The organism is Amycolatopsis dongchuanensis, from assembly GCF_039542405.1.
GTDB lineage: Bacteria > Actinomycetota > Actinomycetes > Mycobacteriales > Pseudonocardiaceae > Amycolatopsis_E > Amycolatopsis_E sacchari.
The window spans coordinates 140,231-153,788 of the sequence record NZ_BAABIB010000054.1 but is presented as its reverse complement, the minus strand read 5'-3'; the positions used below and the strand labels follow the sequence as shown (position 1 = coordinate 153,788).

12 protein-coding genes are annotated in these 13,558 nt (G+C 72.3%); 2 read left to right on the top strand and 10 right to left on the bottom strand.

The window, feature by feature from the left end:
* Window positions 1-478: 478 nt before the first annotated feature.
* The 3 genes from ABFX51_RS11740 to ABFX51_RS11730 are packed head-to-tail and all read right to left on the bottom strand — an operon-like array spanning window position 479 to window position 3,492.
* Entirely contained in the window at window positions 479-1,498 is a 1,020-nt protein-coding gene (locus ABFX51_RS11740) for an SdiA-regulated/phytase-like domain-containing protein (RefSeq protein WP_425425861.1), read from the bottom strand.
* A gap of 19 nt (window positions 1,499-1,517) precedes the next feature.
* On the bottom strand, window positions 1,518-2,948 hold the full coding sequence (hflX, locus tag ABFX51_RS11735) for a GTPase HflX (RefSeq protein ID WP_091512864.1): 1,431 nt from the start codon (window positions 2,946-2,948) through the stop codon (window positions 1,518-1,520).
* Window positions 2,949-2,991: 43 nt separating this feature from the next.
* The gene (locus tag ABFX51_RS11730) at window positions 2,992-3,492 is read right to left on the bottom strand and encodes an ArsR/SmtB family transcription factor (RefSeq protein ID WP_091512862.1); all 501 of its coding nucleotides are present in this window, start codon (window positions 3,490-3,492) and stop codon (window positions 2,992-2,994) included.
* 62 nt (window positions 3,493-3,554) lie between these two features.
* On the opposite strand from ABFX51_RS11730, the gene ABFX51_RS11725 reads away from it, so the two are divergent.
* Window positions 3,555-4,793: an MFS transporter gene (locus ABFX51_RS11725; RefSeq protein ID WP_091512860.1), complete on the top strand. Its 1,239-nt coding sequence runs from the start codon at window positions 3,555-3,557 to the stop codon at window positions 4,791-4,793.
* On the opposite strand, the gene dapF is transcribed toward ABFX51_RS11725, so the two are convergent.
* From dapF to ABFX51_RS11710, 3 genes are read right to left on the bottom strand one after another with little or no spacing between them, the layout of a single operon-like run.
* Complete coding sequence (dapF, locus tag ABFX51_RS11720) at window positions 4,784-5,602, bottom strand: diaminopimelate epimerase (RefSeq protein ID WP_091512858.1); 819 nt, start codon at window positions 5,600-5,602, stop codon at window positions 4,784-4,786. The two genes, ABFX51_RS11725 and dapF, sit on opposite strands and share 10 nt — an antisense overlap.
* 9 nt (window positions 5,603-5,611) lie before the next feature.
* Window positions 5,612-6,514 carry a tRNA (adenosine(37)-N6)-dimethylallyltransferase MiaA gene (gene miaA / locus ABFX51_RS11715; RefSeq protein ID WP_218153557.1) on the bottom strand — a complete coding sequence of 301 codons (903 nt, stop codon included), beginning with the start codon at window positions 6,512-6,514 and terminating at the stop codon, window positions 5,612-5,614.
* Entirely contained in the window at window positions 6,508-7,176 is a 669-nt protein-coding gene (locus ABFX51_RS11710; RefSeq protein WP_091512854.1) for a DODA-type extradiol aromatic ring-opening family dioxygenase, read from the bottom strand. The genes miaA and ABFX51_RS11710 overlap by 7 nt, the downstream gene beginning before the upstream one ends.
* 214 nt (window positions 7,177-7,390) lie before the next feature.
* On the opposite strand from ABFX51_RS11710, the gene ABFX51_RS11705 reads away from it, so the two are divergent.
* The gene (locus tag ABFX51_RS11705) at window positions 7,391-8,701 is read left to right on the top strand and encodes a DUF349 domain-containing protein (protein ID WP_091512852.1); all 1,311 of its coding nucleotides are present in this window, start codon (window positions 7,391-7,393) and stop codon (window positions 8,699-8,701) included.
* A gap of 34 nt (window positions 8,702-8,735) precedes the next feature.
* Here ABFX51_RS11705 and ABFX51_RS11700 read toward each other — a convergent pair whose 3' ends face one another.
* The 4 genes from ABFX51_RS11700 to miaB all read right to left on the bottom strand — a co-directional run bounded on the left by ABFX51_RS11700 (window position 8,736) and on the right by miaB (window position 13,530).
* On the bottom strand, window positions 8,736-9,275 hold the full coding sequence (locus ABFX51_RS11700) for an NADPH-dependent FMN reductase (protein WP_091512850.1): 540 nt from the start codon (window positions 9,273-9,275) through the stop codon (window positions 8,736-8,738).
* A 41-nt stretch (window positions 9,276-9,316) separates the two neighbouring features.
* Window positions 9,317-10,864: a Na+/H+ antiporter gene (locus ABFX51_RS11695; RefSeq protein WP_091512848.1), complete on the bottom strand. Its 1,548-nt coding sequence runs from the start codon at window positions 10,862-10,864 to the stop codon at window positions 9,317-9,319.
* Between the two features lie 711 nt (window positions 10,865-11,575).
* Window positions 11,576-12,043: an Rv2732c family membrane protein gene (locus ABFX51_RS11690; protein WP_346053736.1), complete on the bottom strand. Its 468-nt coding sequence runs from the start codon at window positions 12,041-12,043 to the stop codon at window positions 11,576-11,578.
* Window positions 12,040-13,530 (bottom strand): tRNA (N6-isopentenyl adenosine(37)-C2)-methylthiotransferase MiaB, encoded by a 1,491-nt coding sequence (gene miaB / locus ABFX51_RS11685; RefSeq protein ID WP_091512843.1) that lies wholly within the window; start codon window positions 13,528-13,530, stop codon window positions 12,040-12,042. The genes ABFX51_RS11690 and miaB overlap by 4 nt, the downstream gene beginning before the upstream one ends.
* Between the last annotated feature and the right edge of the window lie 28 nt (window positions 13,531-13,558).

Genomic DNA, 13,558 nt, shown 5'->3' with positions numbered 1-13,558 from the left:
TGGCGGCGGTGTGGGGACCGCCGCCCCGGGTCACCTCCGGCGGAAGCGGCGGCGGAGCTTGCCGATCCTCCGGCCAGGCACACGGCGACACAGCCATCGCCACATCGCGACGCCCCCCACCAACGGCGCCTCCAGCACCACCGCCCAACTCACTTCCGGCCAACGGGGCGGTGCAGCTTGCCGATCCTCCGGCCAGCCACACGGCGACACAGCCATCGCCACACCGCGACACCCCGCACCAACGGCGGTTCCAGCACCACCGCCCGGCTCACTTCCGGCCAACGGGGCGGTACAGCTTGCCCACCGGCAGCCACCTCCCGGCCAGGCGCACGGCGACGGCTCCAACCCGCGGGTCAGTTCCAGCCGAAGCGGCGGCGCAGTTTGCCCAACCACCAGCAACCACCCCGGGGCAGGTGCACGGCAGCACACCACGACGCCACCCACACCAACGGCGGCGCCTCCAGCACCACCGCCCAGCTCACTTCCGGCCGAAGCGGCGGCGGAGCTTGCCCACCACGAACAACCCGCCCGCGGCCAGGCACACAGCCAGCACCAACGCGGGCAGGGCGCCCATCCCCTTCTGGTCGCCCGTGCCGGTGCTCGCCTGACCGCCCGCGGCAGCCGGGGCGCCGCCGTCCGCCGCGCTCACGAGCGCCGTCGCGCCGCGAACGGCGCGGATCGGTTCCCCGACGCCCTCCCCACCGGACAGGAGCGTGCCGTCGGGTTCGAAGGCCAGCGCCTCCCCCTGCTTCTCGTTCGGCAACGGCACCCGCACCGGCGAGCGCTTCAACGCCGCCGCCACGTCCCCGTCCGGGGCCGGGTAGAGGTAGGCGTCCGTGTAGGTGCGCAGGGCGACGACCTTGCCATCAGCGCTCACCGCACCGCCGGTGACCAGCACCGAGCCGAAACCCGCCACGGGGCCACCCGGGGTGTCGGTGGTGCGGAAATCGAGGCTGCCCACCTTCTCCAGCGGAGTGGGACCAGGGCTCTTCAACGCCCCGGCCGGGCGGTAGATCCCCGAATCGCCGAACGGCGTCTTCGTCACCAGGTACGGCGTCCCCTTCGGGTCCAGCAGCAACGCCTCCACGTCGTGCTGGCCGTCCGGGTACGTCAGCCGGTACAGCGTCGCCTTGCCCTGCGGTGTCAGGGCCACCAGCGCCACCGTCTCGCGCTTCTTGTCGTTGTCGCCGGTGTCCGACAGCCACAACGTGCCGTCGGACGCGCGGGCCAGGTCCTCGACGTCGTACGGGTCCAGCGGGTTGCTGATCACCCGCTGTACGGCGCAGTCGCGGCCCAGCACGAAGACCTGCACCTTCGAGCCGCCGTCGTTGATGGCGTACCAGCGCTGCCCGTCACTGACGAGGCCGGACAACTCGTTGATCCGCCTGTCCGACACCGTGCACACCGTGGCCGGCGCCTCCGCCGCCGTGGCCGGAGCCACGGACAGCGCGAGGACGAACGAAACCACGGCGAGCAGCGCACCCCAACGCGACGTCACCCCGCCGACGTTACCGACGTCAGGCCGGAGAGCCGTTCACGACATACGTCTCCAGCGCCGATGCCAGGTCGGGCCGGACCCTGGCGCACAGCCGCGTGCCCTCCGGCAGGTGCTCCTCCGCGAGGACCTCACCGTCGGTGTGCACGCGGGCGACCAGCTCACCACGGGTGTACGGCACGAGGGCCTCGACGGTGACCTCGGGCCGCGGCAGCCGCTCGGCGATGGCCTCGACCAGCTCGCTCACCCCGGACCCGGTACGCGCCGAGACGACCACGGCGTCGGGCAGCAGGTGCCGCAGCCGGACCAGGGACAGCTCGTCCGCCGCGTCCGCCTTGTTGATCACGATCAGCTCGGGCGGCAACGGACCCGACCGCCGCTGGTTGATCTCCGCCAGCACCTCGTGCACGGCGTTGACCTGCTCCTCGGGCGCCGGGTCCGACCCGTCCACCACGTGCAGCAGCAGATCGGCGTCGGCCGCCTCGTCGAGCGTCGAGCGGAACGCGTCGACCAGCTGGTGCGGCAGGTGCCGCACGAAACCGACGGTGTCGGTCAGCGTGTACGTGCGCCCGTCCGGCGTCGCGCTGCGGCGCGTGGTCGGGTCGAGGGTGGCGAACAGCGCGTTCTCGACGAGCACGCCCGCGCCGGTGATGGCGTTGAGCAGGCTCGACTTGCCCGCGTTGGTGTAGCCGACGATCGCGACGCTCGGCACCTCGTTGGCGACGCGGCGCCCGCGTTTGGTCTCGCGGATGGCGTCCATCGAGGCGATCTCGCGGCGCAGCTTCGCCACGCGCTTGTTGATCCGCCGGCGGTCGGTCTCCAGCTTCGTCTCACCGGGACCACGCAGGCCCACACCGCCGTTCGCGCCGCCGGCACGGCCACCGGCCTGCCGGGACAGCGACTCACCCCAGCCGCGCAGCCGCGGGATGAGGTACTGCAGCTGGGCCAGCTCGACCTGCGCCTTGCCCTCCTTGGAGCGGGCGTGCTGGGCGAAGATGTCGAGGATCAGCGCCGTCCGGTCGATCACCTTGACCTTGAGCCGCTGCTCCAGGTTGCGCAGCTGACCTGGCGAGAGCTCGCCGTCGCAGATCACGGTGTCGGCACCGGTGGAGACGACGATGTCGAACAGCTCGCGCACCTTGCCCGAGCCGATGTAGGTGGCCGGGTCCGGCTTGTCGCGGCGCTGCACGAGACCCTCCAGCACCTCGGAGCCCGCCGTCTCGGCGAGCCGGGCCAGCTCGGCCAGCGAGGCCTCGGACTGGGCCGCGGTGCCTTCGGTCCACACGCCGACCAGCACGACCCGTTCCAATCGCAGCTGCCGGTACTCGACCTCGGTGATGTCCGCCAGCTCGGTGGAGAGCCCGGCGACGCGCCGCAGTGAGGCGCGGTCCTCCAGCTCCAGCTCGCCGATCGACGGGTCGTCCAGAAAGTCTGTGTGTGTCAGTTCTGTCATCGTCCTTCCATGGTCCCACGTCCCGCGGGATAAACCGAGCGCATTACCGGCTCGGGTAGGTCGCGAAGTAGACGGCCAGCTGCTCCCCACCCGGCGCTGACCTGGCACGGAACTCCTCGAGCAGGTCTTGGAACCGGGTTTCGAATTCGGCCCGTTCCTCCGGCTTCAACCGCATCACGAGCCGTGTTTGGCGCAGTTCGGAGGGCGGCACCTCGGCGATCTCGCCGAGGTAAGCCTCGAGCATGGCCTCGCCGACCTTCTCGTGCAGGCCCGCACCCTCCAAGCTCCAGGACAACCCCGTCGAAAGGTAGGGAATCTCCTTCGCCCCCCGCTTGCCTCGGCGCGGCGGCTGCGGGGCGAGGAACCCGGTTTCGACCAGCTTGCGCACGTGGTGCAGGACGGTCGCCGGATCCCGGCCTAGGCGCTGCGCCAGCTCCTTGTTGGTCAACGCCTCCGCATAGGTCAACCGGATGATGCGCAGGCGTATTCCGGAGGCGAGCGCGTTCGCCTCCGCCTCGGTCGCCGGACGGCGCGGGTGGTCCACCGGTTCAGCTTAGGGCGCAAAGTGATTGACGCTTTCCAATCGCTTGCGGGAGGCTGTCCGGCATGCGGCGCGACTCACTCTGGTTCCATCGCGACTTCCGGCTCCTGTGGGCGGGCGACACGGTGAGCCAGGCGGGCACGTTCGTCGGGCAGACGGTGGTCCCGCTGCTCGCGGCCACCGTGCTGGCGGCGACCCCGTTCCAGATGGGCCTGCTGACCGCGGCCGAGAACGCCGCGTTCCTGCTCATCGGCCTGCCCGCCGGGGTGTGGGTGGACCGGATGCGCCGAAGACCGCTGATGCTGCGCGCCGACCTCACCCGCGCGGCGCTGCTGTGCACCGTGCCGATCGCGTGGTGGACCGGCGTGCTGACGCTCACCCAGCTCATCGTGGTGGCGCTGCTGGTCAGCGTGGCCACGGTGTTCTTCGACGTGTCGTACCAGTCGTACCTGCCCTCGCTCGTCGGGCGCGAACACCTGCTGGAGGGCAACGCGAAGCTGCAGGCCAGCCAGTCGGTCGCCCAGGTCGTCGGCCCCGGCGCGGGCGGCGGGCTGACCCAGCTCGCCGGCGCGGCGAACGCGGTGTTCGCGACCGGGCTCGGCTACCTCGCCTCGGCGTTGTTCCTGTGGCGCATCAGGACTCCGGAGCCGGAACCCGAGCCGCACAACGGGTTGCCGCTGCGGCGGCAGATCGCCGAAGGGCTGGGCTTCGTGTTCCGGAACCCGACCTTGCGGCCGATCACGCTGTGCACCGCCACCGCGAACCTCGGCAACACCGTCTTCCAGTCGATGATGATCCTGTTCTTCACCCGCGACCTGGGGCTGAGCCCGGCCGCGGTGGGCGCGCTCATGACCGCGTTCGGCGTCGGCGGCGTGCTCGGCGCGCTGTCCGCGGGGTGGGTCACCCGCAGGCTCGGGCAGGCGCGGTCGATCTGGCTCGTCCCGCTGCTGACCTGGCCGTTCCAGCTGCTCACGCCGCTGGCCGGGCCGGACTGGCGCATCGCGCTCATCGCCTTCGGCATGACCGTGGAGAGCTTCGGCGTGATCGTCTACAACGTCGCGCAGGTCAGCTACCGGCAGGCGGTCTGCCCGGACCGGCTACTGGGCCGGATGAACGCGACCGTGCGGTTCGTCGTGTGGGGCACGATGCCGATCGGCGGCCTCGTCGGCGGTGGGCTGGGCGCGTGGCTGGGCGTGCGCGGCACGCTGTGGATCGGCTGTGCCGCGCTCGTGATCCCCATGGCGCTGCTGCTGTTCTCGCCGCTGCGCAGGATGCGGGACGTCCCGAAGAACGCCTACGCCTGAGCCCACCAGTCGTCGAACAGCTCGCCACGCGCGACGAACTCCACCGGGCCGGTCAGCGTCGCCGCCCCGTGGTCGAGCGCGACCGTGACCCTACCACCGGGGATGTCCACAGTGGACTCACCGGTGTCCGTGCCCGCGAGGTGCAGCGCGGCCGCGACCGCCGCCACCGTGCCCGTGCCGCACGAGCGGGTCTCGCCGACCCCGCGCTCGTACACGCGCATCCGCAACGCGCCCTCACCGATGGGGTTCACGAACTCCAGGTTCACGCCCTCGGGGAAGAAATCCTCGTCGTACCGCGGCTGGTCGCGCAGGTCCAGCTCCGCCACGTCGTCCTCCACAATGGACACCAGGTGCGGGTTGCCCACGTTCACCGCGACGCCGGAGAAGTTGCGCCCGTCCACGAGCGCGACCGAGGCGCCGGTGATGGCCGCGGGGCCCATGTGCACCGTGACCTCGCCGTCCGGGCGCACCAGGACGGGCTTGTCCCCGGCACGGCTGCCCACGACGAACTCGCTGCCGGACTCCAGCCCGGTGTCCGTGAGGTACCGCGCGAACACGCGCATGCCGTTGCCGCACATCTCCGCGACGGACCCGTCGGCGTTGCGGTAGTCCATGAACCACTCGCCCTCGGACGGCAGGCCCAGCGCGGTGGACCGGACCACCCGCAGGACGCCGTCGGCACCGAGCCCCCGCTGCCGGTCGCACAGCGCGGCGACCCGGGACGGCGTCAGGTCCAGCAGGCCGTCCGGGTCGGGCAGCAGCACGAAGTCGTTCTGTGTGCCATGCCCTTTGAGAAACTCGATCGCCACCCGATCAGACTACTGGGCCACCACGGAAAGCACTCGCTCGGCCACGTCCTGATCGCTTCCGTCGAACCACTGGATCCGCGCGTCCCGCCGGAACCAGGATCGTTGCCTGCGAACGAATCGGCGCGTGGCCTGTTTCGTGGCCGCGGCGGCTGCCGCGAAGTCCCCGGCACCATCCAGCTCCGCCAGCACCTGCTGGTACCCCAAAGCGCGGGAAGCGGTTTTGCCTTCTCGCAGGCCACGGGCGGCGAGGGCGCGCACCTCGGCCACGAGCCCCTCGGCGAACATCCGGTCCACACGCAGTTCCACGCGCTCGTCGAGTTCCTCGACCGCGCGGTCGATCCCGATGAGCACGGTGTCGTAACGGGGTGGTCCCGGTTTGGGCAGGTTCGCCGAAAACGGCTGCCCGGTCAGCTCGATGACCTCCAGCGCCCGCACGATCCGGCGCGCGTTGGACGGCAGGATCGCCGTCGCGGCCGCGGGATCGAGCCGGGTGAGCCGTTCGTGCAACGCTGCGGGGCCGAGTTCCGCCGCCTCGGCGTCGAGCCGCGCGCGGATCGCCGGGTCGGTGCCGGGGAAACGGAGGTCGTCGAGCACCGCCTGCACGTACAGGCCCGATCCGCCCACGAGCACGGGCACCTTGCCGTCGGCCAGCAGCCGTTCGACGACGGCCCTGGCGTCACGCTGGTACGCGGCGACCGAAGCGGTCTCGGTGACGTCGAGGACGTCGAGCAGGTGGTGCGGGACGCCGTGGCGTTCCTGCGGCGGCACCTTGGCGGTGCCGATGTCCATCCCGCGGTAGAGCTGCATGGCGTCGGCGTTGACCACCTCGCCGCCGAGGCGTTCGGCGAGCGTGATGGCGAGGTCGGACTTCCCGGTCGCCGTGGGGCCGACGACCGCGATCGGCTTCAGCACCCGCGCTCCCACACCGCGACGTGGTACCCCACGCCGAAGGGTGCCGCGGAGTACAGCAGTTCGGCGCGCCAGTCACCGGCGACGCCCGCCAGCACCTGCCACGGCACGCGGCCCCGGGCGCCGAGCGCGTCGGCGAGCGCCGGGTCCAGCGCGAGGAGGGCCTCGGTGTCGGCGTTGGCGAGCGCCTTCGCGACGGCGTCGTCGAACGCCGGGGCGCGTTCGTCCTCACTGCCGGGCGCACGCGGGCCGTGCCGGTTGGAGCCGTCCCCGAGGATGAGCAGGTCACCCGTGAGTTCCTTGCCCAAGCGGGCACATTCCGCGGGCGGTGTGGTCGCGGCGACGAGCCGGACCTCGACCGATTCCGCACCCGCCTGCTCCCGCAGCCAGCCCGCGACGAGCGCGGGCAACGGGAGGCCGGACCCGGTGCCGGAAGCCGACAGCCGGACCCGTTCGTCGACCCCGTAACCGCGGAAGGTGCCCGCCGAACCCGGCGCGATGACCTGGTCTTTCTCGTGCACACCGACCGCAGTCCAGACCGGCCCGAGACGGCGCACGGCGGCCACGCAGGCGTCGCGCAACGCGGTCAGCTCGGGCTCCGGCCCGGGGGAAAGCCGTGGCACCAGCAACGGGGGGTGTGGCACCACGACGGCACGCGTGATCACACTGGTCGAGGTTACCGGGCGGCCCGCAACACCCCCGCCCGACAGCCAGCCACAGTAGAATCACCCGCTCCGACCACCGCACCGAGTACCACAAGCCGTGCTGAACTGCTTGAATGCGGCGTGGGGGTCGAAGCGCTCCCCCGCACGACCCGGCCCCACCCCGGTGGGGCGCCCGCCGGACCAGGCGGGCCCGACAGGCGATAAGGAGCCTGCGATGGCCGACGAGATCACGCCCGGCGCCCCGGCGCCGCACAAGATGCCGCTGCCGCACCCGCCGGCGGGCCAGGACCGGCCGGTTCCCCCCGCCGAGCCGAACCCGTCCCGCTGGGGCCGGGTGGACGACGAAGGCAACGTGTACGTGCGGACCGCGGACGGTGAACGCGCGGTGGGCGTGTGGCAGGCGGGCAGTCCCGACGAGGGGCTGCTGCACTACGCGCGCCGCTTCGACGACCTGCGGACCGAGGTCGAACTGCTGGCCACGCGGCTGAACTCCGGGGCGGGCGACCCCAAGCACGCGCTGTCGAGCGCCGTCCAGCTGCGGGACGGGCTCGCCGACGCGGCGGTGGTCGGGGACCTGGCCGCGCTGGGCGACCGGCTGGACCGCATCGTCGCGAAGGCCGAGGAGGCGCTCGCCAGCGCCAAGCAGGAGCGCGAGGAGGCCCGCACGGCGGCGATCGCGCGCAAGCAGGCGCTGGCCGAGGAGGCCGAGCAGATCGCCGCGGAGTCGACCCAGTGGAAGGCCGCCGGCGACCGGCTGCGCGCGATCCTCGACGAGTGGAAGACGATCAAGGGCGTCGACCGCAAGACCGACGACGAGCTGTGGAAGCGGTTCTCGAAGGCACGGGAGGCGTTCAACCGGCGCCGCGGCTCGCACTTCGCGGAGCTCGACAAGCAGCGTGCGGCGGCCAAGGCCCGCAAGGAGGAGCTGATCGCCGAGGCGGAGTCCCTCGTCGACTCGGACGACTGGGGGCCCACGGCCGGGCGGTACAAGGACCTGATGGCCGAGTGGAAGGCCGCCGGCCGCGCGCCGAAGGAGACCGACGACGCGCTGTGGCAGCGCTTCCGCGCGGCGCAGGACAAGTTCTTCGCGCGCCGGTCGGCGGTGTTCTCCGAGCGGGACGCCGAGTTCGCCGAGAACGCCGCGAAGAAGGAGGAACTGCTCGCCGAGGCCGAGAAGATCGACCCGGCGGCGAACCTCGAGGCGGCGAAGGCGCACCTGCGGCGGTTGCAGGAGCAGTGGGACGAGATCGGCAAGGTGCCGCGCGAGCGGATGCGGGAGCTGGACGGCAGGCTCAAGGCTGTCGCCGACCGGATCCGCGAGGCCGAGGACAGCCGCTGGCGCCGGACCGATCCGGAGGCGCAGGCGCGGGTCGAGCAGTTCCGCGAGCGGGTGCACCAGTTCGAGGCGCAGGCCGCGAAGGCGCGTGCCGCGGGCGACGAGCGCCGTGCGAAGCAGGCCGAGGAGCAGGCCGCGCAGTGGCGCGAGTGGATGGTCGCCGCGGAGCGGGCGGTCGCGGACCGCTGAGGCGATTCGGTTTTCGGTCGGCGTCGCGGGGGCGTCAGGCCGGGTAGGGCACCGTGGCGCGGGCGTTGCCGAGTGCCCGCGCCCACCAGGTCAGCTGCCGCAGCATGCCCAGCAGCGCATCGCGTTCCGCGGGGCCCGGGTAGTCCTTCCTGCCCCACGGGTTGTGGAGGCTCACGAAGTCCCGCACGGTCACGGCGTGCGGCTCCGCGAACACCAGCCGCAGCGCCTCCACCGCCCGCAGCCCGCCCGACATCCCGCCGTACGACACGAAACCCACCGGCTTGGCCTTCCACTCGTCCCGCACGCTGTCGATCGCGGACTTGAGCGGGCCCGGGTAGCTGTGGTTGTACTCCGGCGTCACCACCACGATCGCGTCCGCCCACCCCACGCGCTCCGCGAAGGCCGCCGCGTCGGAGTGGCCGTCCATCATGTGCGGGAAGTTCAGCTCCGCCAGGTCGACCAGATCGACGTCGACGCCGGTGTCGAGCAGTGCCTTCTGCACCCAGCCTCCGACGTGCGCACCGAACCGTCCACTGCGGACACTGCCGACGATCACCTCCAGGTTCGGCGCCACGTCAAAACCTGAAGTAAGGTCGAGGTCAAGGACGGCGCGGGCTAGGAGTCGTCGCCGAGGCCGGCGTGTTCCAGGTCCAGCACCCGCTGGATCGCGCGACGGGTGTGGTCGCTGACCTCGCCCGCCCGGAACAGCCGGTCCAGCTCCCGCCCCTCCGCCGCCAGCACCTGGCGCCGCAGCTTCCGGTACGCCTGCGCGGTGGTCAGGTTGGTCATCTCGTCGGGCTCGTTCTCGGAGATCCGCTGGAGCCGCGCCTGCCACGCGTCCCGCAGCTGGTCGACGAGGAACCGCGGCGCGGCCTCGGTCTCGGCCAGCTCGTCGAGGTAGGACAGACCGGCCTTCGCGAGCCGGAGCCGGGCGGAGCTGTGTTCCTGCCGCACGGCCTCGGCGGTCAGCGCGACGCCTGTCCGCCGCACGAGCGGGGCGAGCGTGAAGCCCTGCACCACGAGCGTGAGGACGATGACGGCCGTGGTGAGCAGCAGGACGAGGTCGCCGTGCTCCGGCGGTGAGGTCAGCGGGATCGACAACGCCGCGGCGAGCGGCACGACCCCGCGTGCACCCGCCCACGACACCACCGCCGGCACCTGCCACGTCGGGCGCCCGCCGGCGCGCCGCTGGCGGAGCGCGGCCAGCGGGAACACCCACAGCAGCCGCACGACGAGGAGCGTCACGGCGATGACCAGGGCCTGCAGCGGCCAAGGGGTGGTGGTCGAGACGTCCCGGACGAGTTCGGGCAGCTGCAGGCCGATCAAGCCGAACACGACACTTTCGAGCAGGAACACCACGGTCCCGTAGACGGCGCCGAGCTGGAGCCGGATGCGGGCGGTGGTCATGCGCTGGGCCTGGGTGCCGAGGATGACGCTCGCGACGACGACCGCCGTGACCCCGGAACCTTCGACAGCCTCGGCCAGCACGTACGCGGCGTACGGGGTGACGAGCGAGATCACCGTCTCCAGCACCGGGTCCTCCGTGCGCCGCCGGACCGCATACGCCCCGGCCGCGACGACTGCGCCGACCAGTAGTCCGCCTCCGACGAGCAGGCCGAACTGCGCCGCGGTGTGCCCCCACGACACGGAGCCCGCCGCGAGGCCGACGGTCAGCGCGACGCGGAAGAGCAGGAGGCTGGTGGCGTCGTTGAACAGGCTTTCGGCCTGCACCAGTGCCTGTACGCGGGGTGGGAGCGACAGCCTGCGCCCGAGTGCGGTGACGGCGACGGGGTCGGTGCTGGCGAGCACCGCGCCGAGCACGAACGCCAGGCCGAGCGGCAGGGGCGTGATGGCCGCCGCGACGACGGCGACGACCGCGGCGGACGCGACCACCAGGCCGACGGCCAGTACCGAGACCGGCCGCCACACGGCTCGCAGGTCCCGCCACGGCAGCTCCTCCCCCGCGGCGAACAGCAGGGGCGGCAACACGACGAGGCTCACGACGTCGGGCGTCACGCGGATGTCGGGCACCCCGGGCAGCACCCCGGCGACGATCCCCGCCACGACGAGCAGGGAGGGCGCGGGCACCCGCAACCGCCCCGCGAACGCCGTGACGACCGTGGCGAGCACGACGAGGGCGAGAACGGTTTCAACGGCGCGCATGTGCCCAGGAGGCTAATGGGGTTGACCCGGGCTCGCGATTCCGGCGGGCTGGGGGGTGGGGAGTTCGGGGCGGGAGGCTGGGGAGGTTCGGGGAGGCTCGGTGGGGCTGGGGAGGGCTTGCTGCCGCAAGCCGGGACGGCCGCCGGAACCGCTGTGGGCCCGCGGCCGGGCTGGCGCCGCCTGGCGGCAGGGCGGGACCGACGCGGCTCGCCGCCGGGCGGCCTCGCGCGGCTGGCAAGAGTGGCGGAAACCCGGGGCCACTGGCTGCGGGCCGGGCTCGCGCGTGGCTGGCAAGACCGGCGGAACCTGAGGCCACCAGCCGCCGAGCGGGCTGCCGTGACTGGCGGAAACCGGGCCTCGGTGGCCGCAGATCGGGCGCGACTGGCGGAAAACCGGGATCACTGGCCGCCGGGCAGGCTCCGGTTGGCATAGCAGGCGGAACCCGGGAGCCGCTGGCTGCGGACCCGAGCTCGCGCGCACCTGGCGCTACGGACTAACCCGGGGCCACCGGCCGCAGAGCGGGCTTACGGGCGCCTCGCGCGACGGGCGGAACCCGAGGCCAGCGGCCACTGAGCGGGCTCCCGCGCTTGGCGCGGCTGGCGGAACCCGGGACCACCGGCCACCGAGCGGGCTGGCGCAACGGCCGGATCAGCTCAAGCCGTGGCGGTGGCACGTCGACCGCGCCGATCTCTCCCCGACCCCGGGCCGCGGTCAGCTGCGGGAGAAGGCGGTGCGCATCCAGTTCGCCGCGACCAGGATGATCGCCACCAGTGCGAGCACCATGCCCAGCCCGGGACCGCCGCCGGCGGCGCCGTTCGCGCCCGCCGACTGCTGCGACCACACCGCGAGCAGGCCGTCCACCGACGAGAACCAGCCGCCGATCGCGCACACCCACGTCAGCCACCACAGGCGCGTGCTCAGCGCCAGCGCCGAGCACAGCACGCCGATGACCGTCGACGTGACGGCGAACAGCTGCGGGATCGCCCCGCCCTGGCCGACGAGCACCTGCCAGCCCGCGTGGTGACCGACCCACGGCAGCAGCTGCGCGACCAGCAGCGCGAACACCAGCACCGACAGCACGAACCCGCGCCGCCCCAGTTCGACGGTCCGCGCGGCCTTCTTGCCGATCGCGTCGACGTCCGCGGTCAGGCGGTCCAGATCCGTTTCGTGCTCACTCATGCGCCACACCCGCCCGTCACCGGCACCGCCTTCGGGGCGCCGAACGACGGCAGCCCGAGGCTGACCCCGTCCGTCTTCGGCCGCAGCCCCGCCGCCACGTTGTCGCCCGCCCGCGTGCGCCGGTGCGTCAGGAGGTCACCGTCGGCGACCAGGTGGTGCGGCGCGCCGTAGGTGATCACGGTCTCGACCACGTCACCCGGCCGCACCTCGCGGTCCACCGCCGGACCGGTCGGCGTGAAGTGCACGAGCCTGCCGTCCCTCGCCCGGCCGCTCATCCGGTGCGTCTCGGCGTCCTTGCGGCCCTCGCCCGTCGCGACCAGCAGCTCGACCTTGCGCCCGACCAGCTTCTTGTTCTCCTGCCACGCGATGTCGTTCTGCAGCTCCACCAGCCGGTCGTAACGCTCCTGCACGACCTCCTTCGGCAGCTGCCCCGGCATCTCCGCCGCCGGAGTACCGGGCCGCTTCGAGTACTGGAACGTGAACGCGCTGGAGAACCGGGCCTCGCGGACGACGTCCAGCGTCGCCTGGAAGTCCTCCTCCGTCTCGCCGGGGAAGCCGACGATGATGTCGGTGGTGATCGCCGCGTCCGGCATCGCCGCGCGCACCTTGTCCAGAATGGACAGATAGCGGGCCGCCCGGTACGAACGGCGCATCTCCTTCAGCACCCGGTCGGAACCGGACTGCAGCGGCATGTGCAGCTGGTGGCACACGTTCGGCGTCTCGGCCATCGCCTCGATCACGTCGTCGGTGAACGCGGCCGGGTGCGGCGAGGTGAAGCGGACGCGCTCCAGCCCGTCCACCGCCCCGCACGCGCGCAGCAGCTTCGAAAACGCCTGCCGGTCACCGAACTCGACCCCGTAGGAGTTGACGTTCTGCCCCAGCAACGTCACTTCGAGCACGCCCTCCGCGACGAGCGCCTCGACCTCCGCGAGCACCTCGCCCGGCCGCCGGTCGCGCTCCTTGCCGCGCAGCGACGGCACGATGCAGAACGTGCACGTGTTGTTGCACCCCACCGAGATCGACACCCAGCCCGAGTAGGCGGAGTCACGCCGGGCGGGCAGCGTCGACGGGAACGTCTCCAGCGATTCGAGGATCTCGACCTCGGCCTCGGCGTTGTGCCGGGCGCGTTCGAGCAGCACCGGCAGCGAGCCGAGGTTGTGCGTGCCGAACACGACGTCGACCCACGGGGCCCGCTTGACGATCTCGCCGCGGTCCTTCTGCGCGAGGCAGCCGCCGACGGCGATCTGCATGCCCGGGTTCGCGTCCTTGGCGGGACGCAGGTGCCCGAGGGTGCCGTACAGCTTGTTGTCCGCGTTCTCCCGCACCGCGCAGGTGTTGAACACGACGAGGTCCGGCGCGGCCCCTTCGGCAGCGGGCACGTAGCCCGCTTCCTCCAGCTGCCCGGCGAGGCGCTCGGAGTCGTGCACGTTCATCTGGCAGCCGAAAGTACGGATTTGGTACGTTCTGCCGACCTCTGTCGTAGTCATCGCCCACCAGGGTAAACCCGCTCACCGG

Bases quoted from the DNA above. Each gene is read 5' to 3' on its own strand.
- ABFX51_RS11705 (WP_091512852.1), top strand. From the start codon at position 7,391: ATGGCCGACGAGATCACGCCCGGCGCCCCGGCGCCGCACAAGATGCCG.
- ABFX51_RS11695 (WP_091512848.1), bottom strand. From the start codon at position 10,864: ATGCGCGCCGTTGAAACCGTTCTCGCCCTCGTCGTGCTCGCCACGGTC.
- hflX (WP_091512864.1), bottom strand. From the start codon at position 2,948: ATGACAGAACTGACACACACAGACTTTCTGGACGACCCGTCGATCGGC.
- miaB (WP_091512843.1), bottom strand. From the start codon at position 13,530: ATGACTACGACAGAGGTCGGCAGAACGTACCAAATCCGTACTTTCGGC.
- ABFX51_RS11690 (WP_346053736.1), bottom strand. From the start codon at position 12,043: ATGAGTGAGCACGAAACGGATCTGGACCGCCTGACCGCGGACGTCGAC.
- ABFX51_RS11725 (WP_091512860.1), top strand. From the start codon at position 3,555: ATGCGGCGCGACTCACTCTGGTTCCATCGCGACTTCCGGCTCCTGTGG.